A 13583-nucleotide genomic window follows, 5' to 3' on the forward strand; every position below is an offset into this window, starting at 1 on the left:
GGAGCGGCAGGCGGGAGGCCACATGGTCGAGCTCTTCCGGCGCCTCTTCCTCTCCGAGGAGTACATGCCCCACGGCCACTGCTACCTGTGGCAGCCGGGGCTGGTGTCCCTGCACGTCGTCTCCGACGCGCTCATCGGGACCGCCTACCTCGCCATCTCGGTCATCCTGTACCAGCTGGTGCGCCACATCCGGCTGCCGTTCAGCCCGATGATCCTGGCCTTCGGCGTGTTCATCGGGGCCTGCGGCCTCACCCACTACATGGAGGTGCTGACGCTCTGGTTCCCGGACTACTGGCTCTCCGGCGGCGTGAAGGCGGTCACGGCGGTGGCCTCGGTGGCCACCGGCGTCTACCTGTTCCGGGTCCGCCCGACCATCCTCTCCGTCACCCGCGGCGCGCAGCTCGCCGAGGAGCGCCGGGTGCGGCTCGAGAGCACCCACCGCGAGCTGGAGCGGCTCTACGAGCGGGTGAAGGACCTCGACGACGCCAAGACCCGCTTCTTCGCCAACGTGAGCCACGAGCTGCGCACGCCGCTCGCCCTGGTGCTCGGGCCGGTGGAGAAGCTCCTCGCCGGGCCGCTGGAGGAGCGGGAGCGGCGGGAGCTCGAGGTGGTGCGGCGCAACGGCCGGCTCCTGCTCCGGCACGTGAACGACATGCTCGACCTGGCGCGGCTCGACGAGGGGCGGCTCACCCTCGACTACGCGCGGGTGGACCTCGCCGAGCGGCTCCGCGGGCTCGCCTCCGCGTTCGAGGGCGTCGCGCGCGACCGGGGCGTCCGGCTCGAGGTGGAGGCGGGGGCGCCGGTGCCGGTGGAGGCCGACGCGCCCAAGCTCGACCGGGTGGCGCTCAACCTGCTCGGGAACGCCTTCAAGTTCGCGCCGCCCGCGAGCGCGGTGCGCTGCGCGGTCCGCGCGGAGGGCGACCGCGCGGTGCTGGAGGTGGAGGACCAGGGGCCGGGCGTGCCGCCGGAGCTGCGCGAGGCCATCTTCGAGCGGTTCCGGCAGGGCCGGGGCGCGCCGGAGGGCGCCGGGCTCGGGCTCGCCATCTCGCGCGAGCTGGTCGTGCTGCACGGCGGGACCATCGGCGTGGGGGACGGGGCGCGCGGCGGCGCGCGCTTCACCGTCGCCGTCCCCCTCCGCGCGCCGGCCGGCGCCCCGGTCGCGGCGGCGCCGCCGCCGCTCGGGCTCGAGGCGGCCCGCGCCACGGCCGACCTCCCGCCCGGCGCGGCCCGGGAGCTCCCCGCCCTGCCGGTGGACCCGAGCGCCCCGCTCGTGCTGCTCGTGGAGGACAACGCCGAGATGGGCCGGTTCGCCGCCGCCGCGCTCGCGGCCGAGTTCCGGGTGGCGACCGCGTCGGAGGGGGCGGAGGGGCTCCGCAAGGCCGAGGCGCTCGAGCCCGACCTCGTGGTGACCGACCTCATGATGCCCGGGCTGCCGGGCGACGCGCTGGTCTCGGCCCTCCGCCGGCTGCCCGCCCTCGGGCGCACGCCGGTGATGGTGCTCACCGCCCGCGCCGACGAGCGGCAGCGGCTGGCGCTGCTCCGGGACGGGGCCCAGGACTACCTCGTGAAGCCGTTCCACCCGGAGGAGCTGCTGGCCCGGGCCCGGAACCTCGTCGCCATGAAGCGCTCGAGCGACGTGCTGCGGGCGGAGCTGGCGCAGCGGAGCGGCGATCTCGAGGCGCTCGCCCGCGAGGTGGCCCGGCGCAAGCGCGAGCTGGAGGTGGCGCTCGAGACCGCGCAGGTGGCCCGCGAGCAGGCCGAGCGCGCCAGCCAGGTGAAGAGCGTGTTCCTCGGCATGGTCTCGCACGAGCTGCGCACGCCCATCACCTCCATGCTCCTCACGCTCCAGAGCCTGCAGCGCCAGGGCGCCGCGCCCCCCGAGGCGAGGGCCCGGGCCATGCAGCGGATCGAGCAGGCGGCGCGGCGGCTCCTCGAGCTCATCGAGTCGCTCCTCGAGTACACCCGCGTCGAGAGCGGCCGGCTCGTGGTGCGGCCGGAGCGGGTGGACCTGGCGCGGCTCGCCCGCGAGGTGGCCGACGAGCTCCTGCCGCAGGCCCAGGCCAGGCTGCTCAAGCTGGAGGTGGAGGCCGCGCCCCTGCCGCCGCTCGAGGCCGACCCGCGGCTCCTGCGGCTCGTGCTCATCAACCTCGTGGTGAACGCCATCAAGTACACCGAGCGGGGCGGCGTCCGGATCACCGCCGGCGAGGACGGGGACCGGCAGTGGGTCGCGGTGGCCGACACCGGGCCGGGCATCCCGCCGGAGGCGCGGGACCGGATCTTCGAGCCCTTCGAGCAGGTCGGGGCGCTCGAGAACAAGCACCAGCCCGGGGTCGGCATCGGGCTCTCGCTCGTGCGCGGGATCGCGGCCGCCATCGGCGGCCGGGTGGAGCTGGTGGAGAGCGGTCCCGCGGGGACGGTCTTCCGCGTCGCGGTCCCGCTCCGGCCCGCGCTCAAGGAGCCGGAGCCGGCCCCGGGGGCTCCGGCGCCGCGCTGACGCGCCCCTCGAGCAGCCCCCGCAGCGAGAGCGCGTCGGCCACCGCGTGGCCGTGCAGGTCGTTGTTGAAGAACACCCAGGCGTCGCCGCCGCCGCGGGCGTGCCGCGAGAGGTCGCGGGCCACCGGCTGCAGCGCCTCCGGCCCGTAGCGCCCGTCGTAGTGGCCGGTGGTGCCGTGGAAGCGGAGGTAGCGGAAGGGGCCGGTGAGCCGCGGCGGGTGGGTGTCCACGAGGTCGTGCTCGCAGAAGGCGGCGCCGCGCCGGTCGAGCACGTCGCAGACGTCGCGGCGGTACCAGCGGTCGGAGCGGAACTCGACGGCGCTCGCGAGCCCCTCCGGCACCGCCGCCAGGAAGGCGTCGAGCCGCCCGGGGTCGGGCGCGAGCCTTGGCGGGAGCTGCCACAGGATGGGACCGAGCTTGCCGCCGAGCCGGCGGACCGGGTCGAGGAACCGGGCCAGGCCCGGCTCCGGATCGAGGAGCTGCTTCATGTGCGTGAGGTACCGGCTCCCCTTCACCGCGAAGCGGAAGTCGCCGGGGACCTGCGCGCGCCAGCGCTCCACCGCGCCGGGCAGGGGCAGCCTGTAGAACGTGGCGTTGAGCTCCAGGCAGTCGAAGGAGCGGGCGTACCGGGCGAGCCAGAGCCGCTGCGCCAGCCCCTCCGGGTAGAGGACCCCGCGCCAGTGCCGGTACTGGTAGCCGCTCGTGCCGACGCGGATGGCTCCCATGGCCCTAACCTAGGCGCGGGGCGCCGCCGGCGCGGCACGGGACAGGGGACGCGCCTGCGACGGGCGTCGCCAGCGCTCAGCGGCCCGGCGCCCCTCGCGGCGGCCGCGGCGCGGGCGGCGACGCGGTGAGCGGGTCCTCCGGCCAGGCGTGGCGCGGGTACCGGCGCGAGAGCTCGCGCCGGATCGCCGGGTAGTGCCGCTCCCAGAACCCGGCGAGGTCGCTCGTGACCTGCACGGCGCGGTGGTTCGGCGCGAGCAGGTGGAGCGTGAGCGGCACCCGTCCCCCGGCGAGCGCCGGGCCGCGGGCGAGGCCGAAGAAGTCCTGCAGCCGGCTCTCCACCCAGGGCGGCTTGCCGGCCGCCTCGTACCGCACCTCGAGGGCGCGGCCGGAGGGCAGCCGGATCCGCTCCGGCGCGAGCTCCTGGAGCGCCGCCCGGGCCCGCCCGGGCAGGGCGGCGAGGACCGCCTCCTCGAGCCCGGCCTCGCGCAGCTCGGCGAACGAGGTGCGCCCCTCGCAGAGCCCGGCGAGCGCCGCCGCGAGGTCGGCCTCCGACGGCGCGGCGAGCCCCGCCGCGGGCGCGTGGCGGGCCGCGAAGTCGAGCCGGGCGAGGAGCCGGTCGAGCGCGCCCTCGGCGGCGAAGGCGCGCGGGCCCCGCTCCTGCGCGGCGCGCGCGAGCACCGCCGCGGCGCGGGCCGGATCCGGGCGGGCGAGCCGCTTCTCCTCGAGCACCAGGTCCCGGTAGAGGAGCCGCTCGCGGGCCTCGACCCGCTCGCCCGCGGCGTTCCAGGCCACCTCCTCGTCGTAGCGCAGGTCCCCGGCGAAGAGGTCGAGGAGCAGCTCCTCCGAGGCCGCGCTCGCGAGCCGCACCACCGGGCCGCCGCGCGCGCCCGGCGCGGGCCGCGCGCCACGCCGCTCGCCCGCGTCCACCGCCACGAGGAGCGGCGCCTCGCGGACCACGCTCGCCTCGTCGAGCCGGGCGCTGCCGCCGCCCACCAGCACCACCTCGTCGGAGCCGGGCGCGCGCCGCCGGCCGACCCGGTCCGGGTAGGCGGCGAGCGTGGCCGCCAGCAGCGCCCCCTCGTCGTCGCCGCGGGTCCGGACGAGCCGGCAGAGCTGGCGGAAGCTGCGGCCCACCGACGCCGCGGCCCCCGGGGAGAGCCCCAGCCGCCGGCAGCGCTCGGGGGAGGGGCCGCCGCCGTCGGACGCCTGGTGGAAGAGGTGCGCCAGCTCGAGCAGGTCGGAGGGGCCGGTGGGGGTGTCGAGCCTGCCCCCCGCACCGAAGGGGCTCCGCTCGCGCAGGTCGCGCTCGCCGAGGATGGCGGCGAGGAGCGCGCCCTCCTGGCCGGCGCCGCGCGCGTCGGCCTCGAGGACCAGCCGCGCCAGGCGCGGGTGGAGCGGGAACCGGAGCATCCGCCGGCCGGGCTCGGTGATCCGGCCCTCGGCGTCGAGCGCCCCGAGCTGGCGGAGGAGGCCCACGGCCGCCTCGAGCGCGGCGGGCGGGGGCGGCTCGAACCAGGCGAACGCGCCCTCGCCGCCGGCCTCGGGCCCCGCCCCGAGCTCGCGCGCCGCGAGGCCGAAGGAGGCGAGCGAGAGCACCGCCTCCGAGAGGTCCTCGCGGGCGATCTCCGGGAGGTCGAACTCGGGGCGGCCGTCGTGGTCGTGCCGGGTGTAGAGCCGCACGGCGCGCCCGGGGCCGGTGCGGCCGGCGCGCCCGGCCCGCTGCGCCGCCGAGGCGCGGCTCACCTTCTTCACCTCGAGCGTGGGGAGGCCCGACCAGGGCGAGTGCGAGGCGACGCGGGCGAGGCCGGAGTCGATCACCGCGGTGACGCCGGGGATGGTGACCGAGGTCTCGGCCACGTTGGTGGAGAGGATCACCTTGCGCCGCGGGCCCGGGCGCACGGCGCGGTCCTGCTCCTCCGGGGCGAGGTCGCCGTGGAGCGGCACGAGGTCGAGGCCGGCCGACTGCGCGAGCGGGGCGAGCGCCTCCCGGGCGCGCCGGATCTCGGCGGCGCCGGGGAGGAAGACGAGCACGTCGCCGGCCGGCGCGGCGGAGACCGCCTTGCGCACCGCCGAGGCGACGAGCTGCTCGAGCCGGACGTCGGGCCGGGCGGCCTCGGCGGGGGAGAGGTACTCCACCTCCACCGGGAACATCCGCCCCTCGGAGCGGAGGGAGGGCGCGCCGAGGAAGCGCGCCACCGGGGCGGCGTCGAGCGTGGCCGACATGGCGACGAGCCGGAGCTCGGGGCGGGCGGTGCGCTGGAGCCGCCGCAGGAGCGCCAGCGCGAGGTCGCCGTGCAGGTGGCGCTCGTGGAACTCGTCGAGGAGGACGGCGGCCACCCCGGGCAGCCCCGGGTCGGACAGGAGGCGGCGCGTCAGCAGCCCCTCGGTCACGAAGCGGAGGCGCGTGCGCGGCCCGGCCACCTCCTCGAAGCGGACCTGGTAGCCGGCGGTCTCGCCGGGACGCTCACCCAGCTCCTCGGCGACGCGGCGGGCCGCCATGCGGGCCGCGAGCCGGCGCGGCTCGAGCACCACCACCTCGCCCGCCCCGGCGAGCCCGGCCTCGAGCAGCGCGCGGGGGACCCGGGTGGTCTTGCCGGCCCCGGGCGGCGCCTCGATGACGAGCGACGGCCCGCGGCGGAGCGCCTCGGCGATCTCCGGCAGGAGCGGGTCGATGGGGAGGGGCTGCATGGGGGGAGTCCATAGCACGGGATGGCGGGGGAGGCCGCGACCGCCCTCTCATCGCTCGTCTTCGGTTGCAGCGGGGCTCGCACTGCCGGCCGTGCGTCGCGTGAACCGGTCCATCCACTCGTCCCCGTATGCGCCTCGAGCGGCGAGGTCGTTGTGGGCTCGGCAAAGCACCCTCAAGTTAACGGCGGTCGTTCGTCCTCCGAGCGCGCGCGGGATGACGTGGTCCAGCTCGAGGCGGCGCGTCGAGCCGCAGACGCCGCCCGAGGCGAGGGGCCACTGGCAGCGCCCTTCATCGCGCTTCCAGACCTCGCGCCTCACGTGGGCAGGGACGTAGCGGTCGCGAGCGGCAGCCTCTGCCTCCGGCTCGTCCGGCACCTCGGTGCGGCCGGTCGCAGCCCGGGGCTTTGCCACGAGCCCCTTCCGCCTGGCGCTCCGGTCGAGGAGGAGGTCGAGGCCGGCCTCGAGGATCTCCTCCGCGAAGCCGCCGGGGCATGCGTGAGAGAGGGCGTCGCGGGCGGCTTCGAGCTTCTCGAGGAACCGGCGGGAGACGGTGATGTGGAGGCGACGGAGGTCGGCGGTGAGCGGGTCCGCCGCAGCGCGCGGGGGGTGGGGAGGAGCCGGTGGAGTCGGGGTCGCCGTCGCGGTGGACGTCAAGGGTGCAGTCGAGGTCGGAACGGGAGCGATCGTCCGATCCAGTTCAACCGGTTGAACCAGAAGCTGCGTGTTCTCACCCATCCCGCTTCCGGCAGATGCGGCAATCGTTCGGGTCCCTGAACCCACCGGCACCGCCGTGACCACCTCTCGCCGCGGCGTTGCCTCGGCCGGCGAGATGGCCGCCGCTTCCGCCATCGCCTCCCGCTTGGAGCAATGGAAGAAGCGCGGCAGCACCTCGTGCCGGTTCTCGGGCGTCATCACCTTCGCGAGCGCGACGACGCTCGTGATGCAGAGCTTGCCTTCCCGGAGCGGCTCGACCACCTCGGGAAATCGCCGCACCAGCTCGTCCGCCACCTTGCGGTAATGGGCAGCGCCCTTGGACAGTCCGAGCTCTCGGTGGAGATAGTAGAAGAGGCTCGAGTGGCCGAGCTCGAGCCAGCGCCGCTGGCGGTCGAAGTCCGCGAGGGCGAGGAGGAACTCGGCGAGGGCGCCCTGCTCCTTGCGGAGGAGCTGGGCGAGGCGGGCGGTCTCGGAGAGCGCGCTGTTCATGGTGAGAGTGTCTCACCGGATCTTTGGGCTCCGCCAAACGCACGAGGATGCTTCCTGGCGCGAGATCGGGCGCGGGGAGCTTGGCGACGGCGAGAGGGCGCCGAGGTCCGCACCTCGGCAGCGCATCGCCTCGTGAAGGCCGCTCTTTGGGCGCGAGCGGATCGCGGGCGCGAAGCGAGCGGAATCGCGTCAACCATTCACCATGGGGAAATGGGTACCCGCCTTCGCGTCCCGACCTCACGGCTCGTAATCGGCCCGGCTCGGCCTCGCGTCCTCCGCCCTCCGGCACCAACCCCCACCCACGCAGTTCGTGGAACCCGGCACCCGCGCCTGCGTTAGGCTTTCCGAACGGCGCCTCTCTCGTCTGTGGGGTAACGGCATGAGGTTCGTCTCAGGGATGCTCTTCACCCTCGGGATGCTGGTCGTCGGCGGCGCGGCGGTGGTCGCCTCGGGGCTGGTGGACATGTCGGCCACCCGGCCGCCGTCCGCCCTGGAGCGGCTCGTCGGATCGGTGCTGGCCGACCGGTCCACCGCCCGGCGGGCACCGCGGACCGGGAACCCGCTCCCGGGCACCCCGGAGGTGCTTGCGGCGGGGCTGGCCCTCTACCGGCGCGACTGCCTGCAGTGCCACGGCGCGCCCGGCGTGTCGCCCTGGGGCGCGGCGCTGGGGCTCAACCCCTCGCCGCCGGACCTCGCGGCGCCCGACGCGCAGGAGGGCTCGGACGGGGACCTCTTCTTCGTCATCTCCCACGGCGTGCGGATGACCGGGATGCCGGGCTGGGCCACGTCGCACGACGAGCGGGAGCTCTGGCACCTCGTCGCCTTCGTGCGCCACCTGCCGCGGCTCGCGCCGGCGGAGAAGCAGGCCCTGAAGGCGGCGGCGGAGGCGGCGAGGCGGTAGCGCCCCGCGCGTCGCCTCGGCGCTCCGCCGGCTCGAGCGAGAACGCCGCGTTCAGCGGTCGCTCGCGGGGATCGGCCACGGTCCAGCCCCCGGCCAGGCACCCGCCCCGGGAATGACGCAGGCCTCCTTCGCCTCGACGAGCGGCAGCAGCCGGGAGTCCTCGAGGGCCGCGAGCCGGTGCCCGAGCCCCGTCCCGTATTCCTCGTTGGACGCGAAGGCGACGAAGTCGGCCACGCTGCGTTGCCGCACCAGCATCGCGGCGTCCCACCGCGCGTCGGCAGGACCGATCAGGAACGGCCCCCCGGCGCCCAGGAACATCACCTCGCCACCCGAGGCGCGAAGGTGCGGCAGCGTGAGCTCCATGTAGCGCCGGTACGCGGCGGCCCCGCTGATGGGATGCGCGGGCGCGAGACCGGGGGTGGCCGAGTAGTCGGCCACCGCCCTGAACCGAAGCAGGTTCAGCATGACCACCGGCCCGGAGATGGCTCGCTTCATGAGGGCGATCCCCGCCTCCTGCGTCACCTCGAGGTATCCCTGGTCCACGCGCTCGCTCGTCGGTCGGTTCATGGCCGTCTTAATATCCGGGTAGAACGGGTCGATCAATTCTGTCTGGGTAAAATATTCCATCCGGGCGAAATTCCCGGGCCGGGCACCGCCAGGCGGGCGAGCGGCGGTCGTCCACACCGCCTCGCCCCTCTTTTCGGGCGGGTGGGCGCGCGATCGCGCGGAGGGCGAGCCCGGCTCGAGGTCCGGTGATAAGGCTGTGGAGATCGATCCGGGATCGTCCGGAAGGATTCCCATGCCCGAGCTCCCCGACGTCGAGGTCTACCGCGAGGCGATCGAGGCGCGGGTCCGGGGCGCCCCGCTCCAGAAGGTCCGGCTCGCGAGCCCGTTCCTCCTGCGCACCGTGGAGCCGCCGCTCGGGGCGGCGGAGGGCAGGGAGGTCCGCGCGGTCCGGCGGCTCGGCAAGCGGCTCGTGCTCGCGCTCGAGGGCGACCTCTTCCTGGCGCTGCACCTCATGATCGCGGGGCGCCTGCACTGGAAGGAGGCCGGCGCGAAGCTCGGGGGCAAGGCGGCGCTCGCGGCCTTCGACTTCCCGCACGGCGCGCTCACCCTCACCGAGGCCGGCTCCAAGCGGCGGGCGGCGCTGCACCTCGTCCGCGGCGAGGCGGCGCTCCGGGCCCTCGACCGCGGCGGGGTCGAGCCGCTCGAGGTGGACCTCGCCGGGTTCGCGGCGGCGCTGCGGCGCGAGCGGCACACGCTGAAGCGCGCGCTCACCGACCCGGGGATCCTCGCCGGCATCGGCAACGCCTACTCGGACGAGATCCTGCACCGCGCGCGGCTCTCGCCGACGCAGCTCGCGCAGAACCTCTCGGAGGAGGAGCTGGCGCGGCTCCACGCGGCCACGCGCGCGGTGCTGACCGGGTGGACGGAGCGGCTCCGGCGCGAGGCGGGCGGGGACTTCCCGGAGGGGGTCACGGCCTTCCGCGAGGGGATGGCGGTCCACGGCCGGCACCGGCAGCCCTGCCCGGACTGCGGCGCGCCGGTGCAGCGGATCGTCCGGGCGGAGAACGAGGTGAACTACTGCCCGCGGTGCCAGACCGGCGGGAGGATCCTCTCGGACCGCTCGCTGGCGCGGCTCCTGGCGGAGGACTGGCCGAAGACGCTCGAGGAGCTCGAGAAGAACCCGGGCCTGGGGCTGCGGCCGCCCGCGGCGCCGGCGCGGCGGGGCGCGGTCACTGCCCGTAGTAGTACGCGAGCACGATGAGCTTCAGCCCGAGCCAGTCGAACACCAGGCAGAAGAAGAGCGCGGCGAGGGAGGCCCACACGGCGCGGCTGCCGCGGAACTCGGCGGTGCTGGTGCGGAGGTGGCGCCGGACGAGCCCGTCGCGCACGAAGACCCAGGTGGAGACGAGGCTCCCGACGACCGTCACCACCCCGAGGAAGCCGAGCGCGGAGCGGGCGAGGAGGTAGGCCGCGAGGGCGGGGCGGAGCATCCTGACACTCTAGCGGGCGAGCGGGCGGAACGCTGGGGGATCCCTGGCAGCCCCTCCCCATCCCTCCCCACCCGGTGGGGAGGGAGTCCCGAGATTCCCCCTCCCGCGAAGCGGCAGAGGTTCGAGGCAGGGGAGCGAGTCCCGAGGTTCCCCTCTCCCGCGAAGCGGGCGAGGGTCAGGGAGGGGGCGCGGCCCCGGCGCGCTACGCCTCCCCGGCGGGCTCCCCGTCCACCTCGAGCGTCAGGGCGTCGTCCCTGGCGCCCACCTTCACCTTGCCGCCGTGGAGCAGCTCCCCGAACAGCACCTTCTCGGCGAGCGGCTTCTTCACCTCGTTCTGGATGAGGCGGGCCATGGGCCGCGCGCCCATGACCTTGTCGAAGCCGTGGTCGGCGAGCCAGGCGCGCCCCGCCGGCGTGAGCTCGAGGGCCACCTTCTTCGCGGCGAGCTGGTCGGCGAGCTCCTTCACGAGCTTGTCCACGACGCGCTCGATGACCGGGCGCGGCAGGCTGTCGAAGGAGATCCAGGCGTCGAGCCGGTTGCGGAACTCGGGGCTGAAGGTCCGCTCGATGGCCTTGCGGGCGTTGCCCGGCGCGGCCTGGTCGGAGCCGAAGCCGACCGAGCGCGTCGCGAGCTCGTGGGCGCCGGCGTTGGTGGTCATGATGAGGACGATGTGGCGGAAGTCGGCCTTGCGCCCGTTGTTGTCGGTGAGCGTGGCGTGATCCATCACCTGGAGCAGGATGTTGTAGATGTCCGGGTGCGCCTTCTCGATCTCGTCCATCACCAGCACGGCGTACGGGGTCTTGCGCACGGCGTCGGTGAGGAGCCCGCCCTGGTCGAAGCCGACGTAGCCGGGGGGCGCGCCGATGAGCCGGGAGACGGTGTGCTTCTCCTGGTACTCGGTCATGTCGAAGCGCAGGAACTCCACGCCCATCACGCGGGCGAGCTGCTTCGCGAGCTCGGTCTTGCCGACGCCGGTGGGGCCGGAGAAGAGGAAGCTGCCGATGGGCTTCTCCGGGCTGCCCAGGCCGGAGCGGTTGAGCTTGATGGCGCTCGCCATCGCCTCGATCGCCTTGTCCTGGCCGTAGATGACCTTCTTGAGCTCCGGCTCGAGGTTCTTGAGCGCCTCCTGGTCGGAGGCCGAGACCGAGCGGGCCGGGACGCGGGCGATCCGGGAGACCACCCGCTCCACGTCGCGCGACTTGATGACCTTGTGCCGCTTCGCCTCCGGCCGCATCCGGTCGAAGGCGCCGGCCTCGTCGAGCACGTCGATCGCCTTGTCGGGGAGCTTGCGGTCGTTGATGTGCTTCGCCGAGAGCTCGGCGGCGGCCCGCAGCGCCCGCGGCGTGAAGGTGACGCCGTGGTGCTCCTCGTAGACCTTCTTCAGCCCCTTGAGGATGCGGACCGTGTCCTCGACCGAGGGCTCCTGCACCTCGATCTTCTGGAAGCGGCGCGCCAGGGCGTGGTCGCGGTCGAAGGTCTGCTTGTAGTCGTGGAAGGTGGTGGAGCCGATGCAGCGCAGCTCCCCCGAGGCGAGCCCCGGCTTGAGCAGGTTGGAGGCGTCCATCGAGCTGCCGGTGGTGGCCCCGGCGCCGACGATGGTGTGGATCTCGTCGATGAACAGGATGGCGTGGGGCGTCTTCTTCACGCCGGCGATGACGCCCTTGAGCCGCTGCTCGAACTCCCCGCGGAACTTGGTGCCGGCGAGGAGCGCGCCCATGTCGAGCGAGTAGATGGCGGCCTTCTCCAGCACCGAGGGCACCCGCCGCTCGTGGATGGCGAGCGCCAGCCCCTCCACGATGGCGGTCTTGCCGACGCCCGGCTCGCCCACCAGCACCGGGTTGTTCTTGCGCCGCCGGCAGAGCACCTGGATGGTCCGCTCGATCTCCTCGCGCCGGCCGATGAGCGGGTCGATGAGCCCGCGCGCCGCGCGCTCCACCAGGTTCACGGTGAAGGTCTTGAAGGGATCCTTGATGGGCCGCGGCCCCTCGTCGCCCTCGCCGCCGGCCTCGGGGTCCTCCTCGCCGCCGCTGCCGGCCCCCTCCTTGGAGATGCCGTGCGAGATGTAGGAGAGGATGTCGAGCCGGCGGACGCCCTGCTTCTCCAGGAGGTAGACGGCGTGCGAGCCGCGCTCGCGCGTGACGGCCACGAGCACGTCCCCGGCGTTGAGCTCCGTCCGGCCGCTGCCCTGGACGTGCCAGGCGGCCCGCTGCAGCACGCGCTGGAAGGCGGCGGTCTGCTCGGGGTCCTGCTTGCCATCGCCGGGCAGGGGCTCGAGGGTCCGGCCGAGGTAGTCCTCGAGGTCCTTCTCGAGCTGCGCGATGTCGGCGCCGCAGGCGAGCAGGATCTCCGAGGCGACCCGGTCGCGGGTCATGGCGTGGAGCAGGTGCTCCAGGGTGACGTACTCGTGCCGGCGGTTCCGCGCCTCCGCGACCGCCGCCTGCAGGGTGAGCTGAAGCTCCTTCGTGACCGTGACCATCGCTACTCCGGCTCCACCGTGCAGAGGAGGGGGAACTCCGCCGCGCGCGCGAGTGACATCACCTTCGCCGCCTTCGTCTCGGCGATCTCCAGGGAATACGTGCCCGCCACGCCCACTCCGCGCTGGTGGACGTGGAGCATGATGCGGGCCGCCTGCTCCGGGTCGTGGTGGAAGACCTCCTCGAGCACCGCCACCACGAACTCCATGGTCGTGTAGTCGTCGTTGTGCAACAGAACCTTGTAGAGCGGCGGCTTCGCCAGCTGCTTGCCGGTCTTCGACTTCGGCGCGACGACGGCGCCGCCGCCGGGGGTCTTGGGCTCGGCCATGGACCGCTATTCTAAGCGGAAGACGGGCGCGGTGCCGCTCCGGCGGCGGGCCCGGCCCCGGGGCCCTCCGGCAGCGTCCAGGGGCCGCGGCGGGTGGGCGCCCGCAGCGCCTCGGCCAGGCGGTCGAGGAAGTCGGCGCGCGGGATCTCCTCCGCGCCCAGGCGGACCAGGTGGTCGGTGCGCACCTGGCAGTCCACCAGCCCGAAGCCCTCGGCGCCGAGCCACTCCACGGCGCGCGCGAAGGCGGCCTTGGAGGCGTCGGGCCGGTCGGCGAACATCGACTCGCCGAAGAAGGCGGCGCCGAGCGAGACGCCGTAGAGGCCGCCCGCGAGCGCCTCGCCCTCCCAGGCCTCGAACGAGTGGGCGAAGCCGAGCGCGTGCAGCCGCTCGTAGGCGGTGATCATCTCGCGGGTGATCCAGGTCCCGTCCTGGCCCGGGCGCGGCTTGCCCGAGCAGCGCCGGATCACCTGCCCGAAGGCCCGGTCGGCGGTGACGCGGTAGCGGCCGCGCCGGAGCGTGCGCCGGAGCGACTGCGAGACGTGCAGTCGCGCCGGCTCGAGCACCAACCGCGGGTCGGGCGACCACCAGAGGATGGGGTACTCCTCCGAGAACCAGGGGAAGATGCCGACCTCGTAGGCGGCGAGCAGCCGCTCGGGCGAGAGGTCGCCGCCCACCGCCAGGAGCCCGTCCGGCTCGGCGAGCGAGGGGTCGGGGAAGGCGATCTGGCGCGGGAGTCGGTAGACGGCCACGCGAGGATCATAGCAGCGGGACGG

Annotated in this window: 11 protein-coding genes; 3 read left to right on the forward strand and 8 right to left on the reverse strand. The window is 74.8% G+C overall.

Annotated features, from left to right (window positions below):
* Positions 1-22 precede the first annotated feature (22 nt).
* Positions 23-2494, forward strand: a complete 2472-nt coding sequence (locus AMPC_RS18470) for an ATP-binding response regulator (protein ID WP_248343013.1) — start codon at positions 23-25, stop codon at positions 2492-2494.
* Here AMPC_RS18470 and AMPC_RS18475 read toward each other — a convergent pair.
* From AMPC_RS18475 to AMPC_RS18485, 3 genes are all read right to left on the reverse strand, one after another.
* Positions 2451-3218 carry a DUF72 domain-containing protein gene (locus AMPC_RS18475; protein WP_248343014.1) on the reverse strand — a complete coding sequence of 256 codons (768 nt, stop codon included), beginning with the start codon at positions 3216-3218 and terminating at the stop codon, positions 2451-2453. The two genes, AMPC_RS18470 and AMPC_RS18475, sit on opposite strands and share 44 nt — an antisense overlap.
* Positions 3219-3294: 76 nt before the next feature.
* On the reverse strand, positions 3295-5907 hold the full coding sequence (gene hrpB, locus AMPC_RS18480; RefSeq protein WP_248343015.1) for an ATP-dependent helicase HrpB: 2613 nt from the start codon (positions 5905-5907) through the stop codon (positions 3295-3297).
* Between the two features lie 48 nt (positions 5908-5955).
* On the reverse strand, positions 5956-7110 hold the full coding sequence (locus AMPC_RS18485) for an HNH endonuclease (RefSeq protein WP_248343016.1): 1155 nt from the start codon (positions 7108-7110) through the stop codon (positions 5956-5958).
* A gap of 379 nt (positions 7111-7489) precedes the next feature.
* Here AMPC_RS18485 and AMPC_RS18490 point away from each other — a divergent pair, with 379 nt between their 5' ends.
* A complete protein-coding gene (locus AMPC_RS18490) occupies positions 7490-8011 on the forward strand; it encodes a c-type cytochrome (RefSeq protein WP_248343017.1) in 522 nt (173 codons plus the stop codon).
* Between the two features lie 51 nt (positions 8012-8062).
* On the opposite strand, the gene AMPC_RS18495 is transcribed toward AMPC_RS18490, so the two are convergent.
* Complete coding sequence (locus AMPC_RS18495) at positions 8063-8578, reverse strand: YjbH domain-containing protein (RefSeq protein WP_248343018.1); 516 nt, start codon at positions 8576-8578, stop codon at positions 8063-8065.
* A 232-nt stretch (positions 8579-8810) separates the two neighbouring features.
* Between AMPC_RS18495 and AMPC_RS18500 the strand changes: the two genes are divergently transcribed.
* Positions 8811-9779 (forward strand): Fpg/Nei family DNA glycosylase, encoded by a 969-nt coding sequence (locus AMPC_RS18500; RefSeq protein ID WP_248343019.1) that lies wholly within the window; start codon positions 8811-8813, stop codon positions 9777-9779.
* On the opposite strand, the gene AMPC_RS18505 is transcribed toward AMPC_RS18500, so the two are convergent.
* From AMPC_RS18505 to aat, 4 genes are all read right to left on the reverse strand, one after another.
* Complete coding sequence (locus tag AMPC_RS18505) at positions 9748-10008, reverse strand: hypothetical protein (RefSeq protein ID WP_248343020.1); 261 nt, start codon at positions 10006-10008, stop codon at positions 9748-9750. The two genes, AMPC_RS18500 and AMPC_RS18505, sit on opposite strands and share 32 nt — an antisense overlap.
* Positions 10009-10210: 202 nt before the next feature.
* Entirely contained in the window at positions 10211-12484 is a 2274-nt protein-coding gene (gene clpA, locus AMPC_RS18510) for an ATP-dependent Clp protease ATP-binding subunit ClpA (protein WP_248343021.1), read from the reverse strand.
* Between the two features lie 2 nt (positions 12485-12486).
* Complete coding sequence (locus AMPC_RS18515) at positions 12487-12810, reverse strand: ATP-dependent Clp protease adaptor ClpS (RefSeq protein WP_248343022.1); 324 nt, start codon at positions 12808-12810, stop codon at positions 12487-12489.
* 11 nt (positions 12811-12821) lie between these two features.
* On the reverse strand, positions 12822-13559 hold the full coding sequence (gene aat, locus AMPC_RS18520; RefSeq protein WP_248343023.1) for a leucyl/phenylalanyl-tRNA--protein transferase: 738 nt from the start codon (positions 13557-13559) through the stop codon (positions 12822-12824).
* Between the last annotated feature and the right edge of the window lie 24 nt (positions 13560-13583).

The sequence above is a fragment of the Anaeromyxobacter paludicola genome (genome assembly GCF_023169965.1).
Classification (GTDB): Bacteria; Myxococcota; Myxococcia; order Myxococcales; family Anaeromyxobacteraceae; genus Anaeromyxobacter_B; species Anaeromyxobacter_B paludicola.

What these genes read in the sequence shown, in the direction of transcription:
- AMPC_RS18470 (WP_248343013.1), top strand. Translation starts at nt 23, where the DNA reads ATGGTCGAGCTCTTCCGGCGCCTCTTCCTCTCCGAGGAGTACATGCCC.
- AMPC_RS18475 (WP_248343014.1), bottom strand. Translation starts at nt 3,218, where the DNA reads ATGGGAGCCATCCGCGTCGGCACGAGCGGCTACCAGTACCGGCACTGG.
- hrpB (WP_248343015.1), bottom strand. Translation starts at nt 5,907, where the DNA reads ATGCAGCCCCTCCCCATCGACCCGCTCCTGCCGGAGATCGCCGAGGCG.
- AMPC_RS18485 (WP_248343016.1), bottom strand. Translation starts at nt 7,110, where the DNA reads ATGAACAGCGCGCTCTCCGAGACCGCCCGCCTCGCCCAGCTCCTCCGC.
- AMPC_RS18490 (WP_248343017.1), top strand. Translation starts at nt 7,490, where the DNA reads ATGAGGTTCGTCTCAGGGATGCTCTTCACCCTCGGGATGCTGGTCGTC.
- AMPC_RS18495 (WP_248343018.1), bottom strand. Translation starts at nt 8,578, where the DNA reads ATGAACCGACCGACGAGCGAGCGCGTGGACCAGGGATACCTCGAGGTG.
- AMPC_RS18500 (WP_248343019.1), top strand. Translation starts at nt 8,811, where the DNA reads ATGCCCGAGCTCCCCGACGTCGAGGTCTACCGCGAGGCGATCGAGGCG.
- AMPC_RS18505 (WP_248343020.1), bottom strand. Translation starts at nt 10,008, where the DNA reads ATGCTCCGCCCCGCCCTCGCGGCCTACCTCCTCGCCCGCTCCGCGCTC.
- clpA (WP_248343021.1), bottom strand. Translation starts at nt 12,484, where the DNA reads ATGGTCACGGTCACGAAGGAGCTTCAGCTCACCCTGCAGGCGGCGGTC.
- AMPC_RS18515 (WP_248343022.1), bottom strand. Translation starts at nt 12,810, where the DNA reads ATGGCCGAGCCCAAGACCCCCGGCGGCGGCGCCGTCGTCGCGCCGAAG.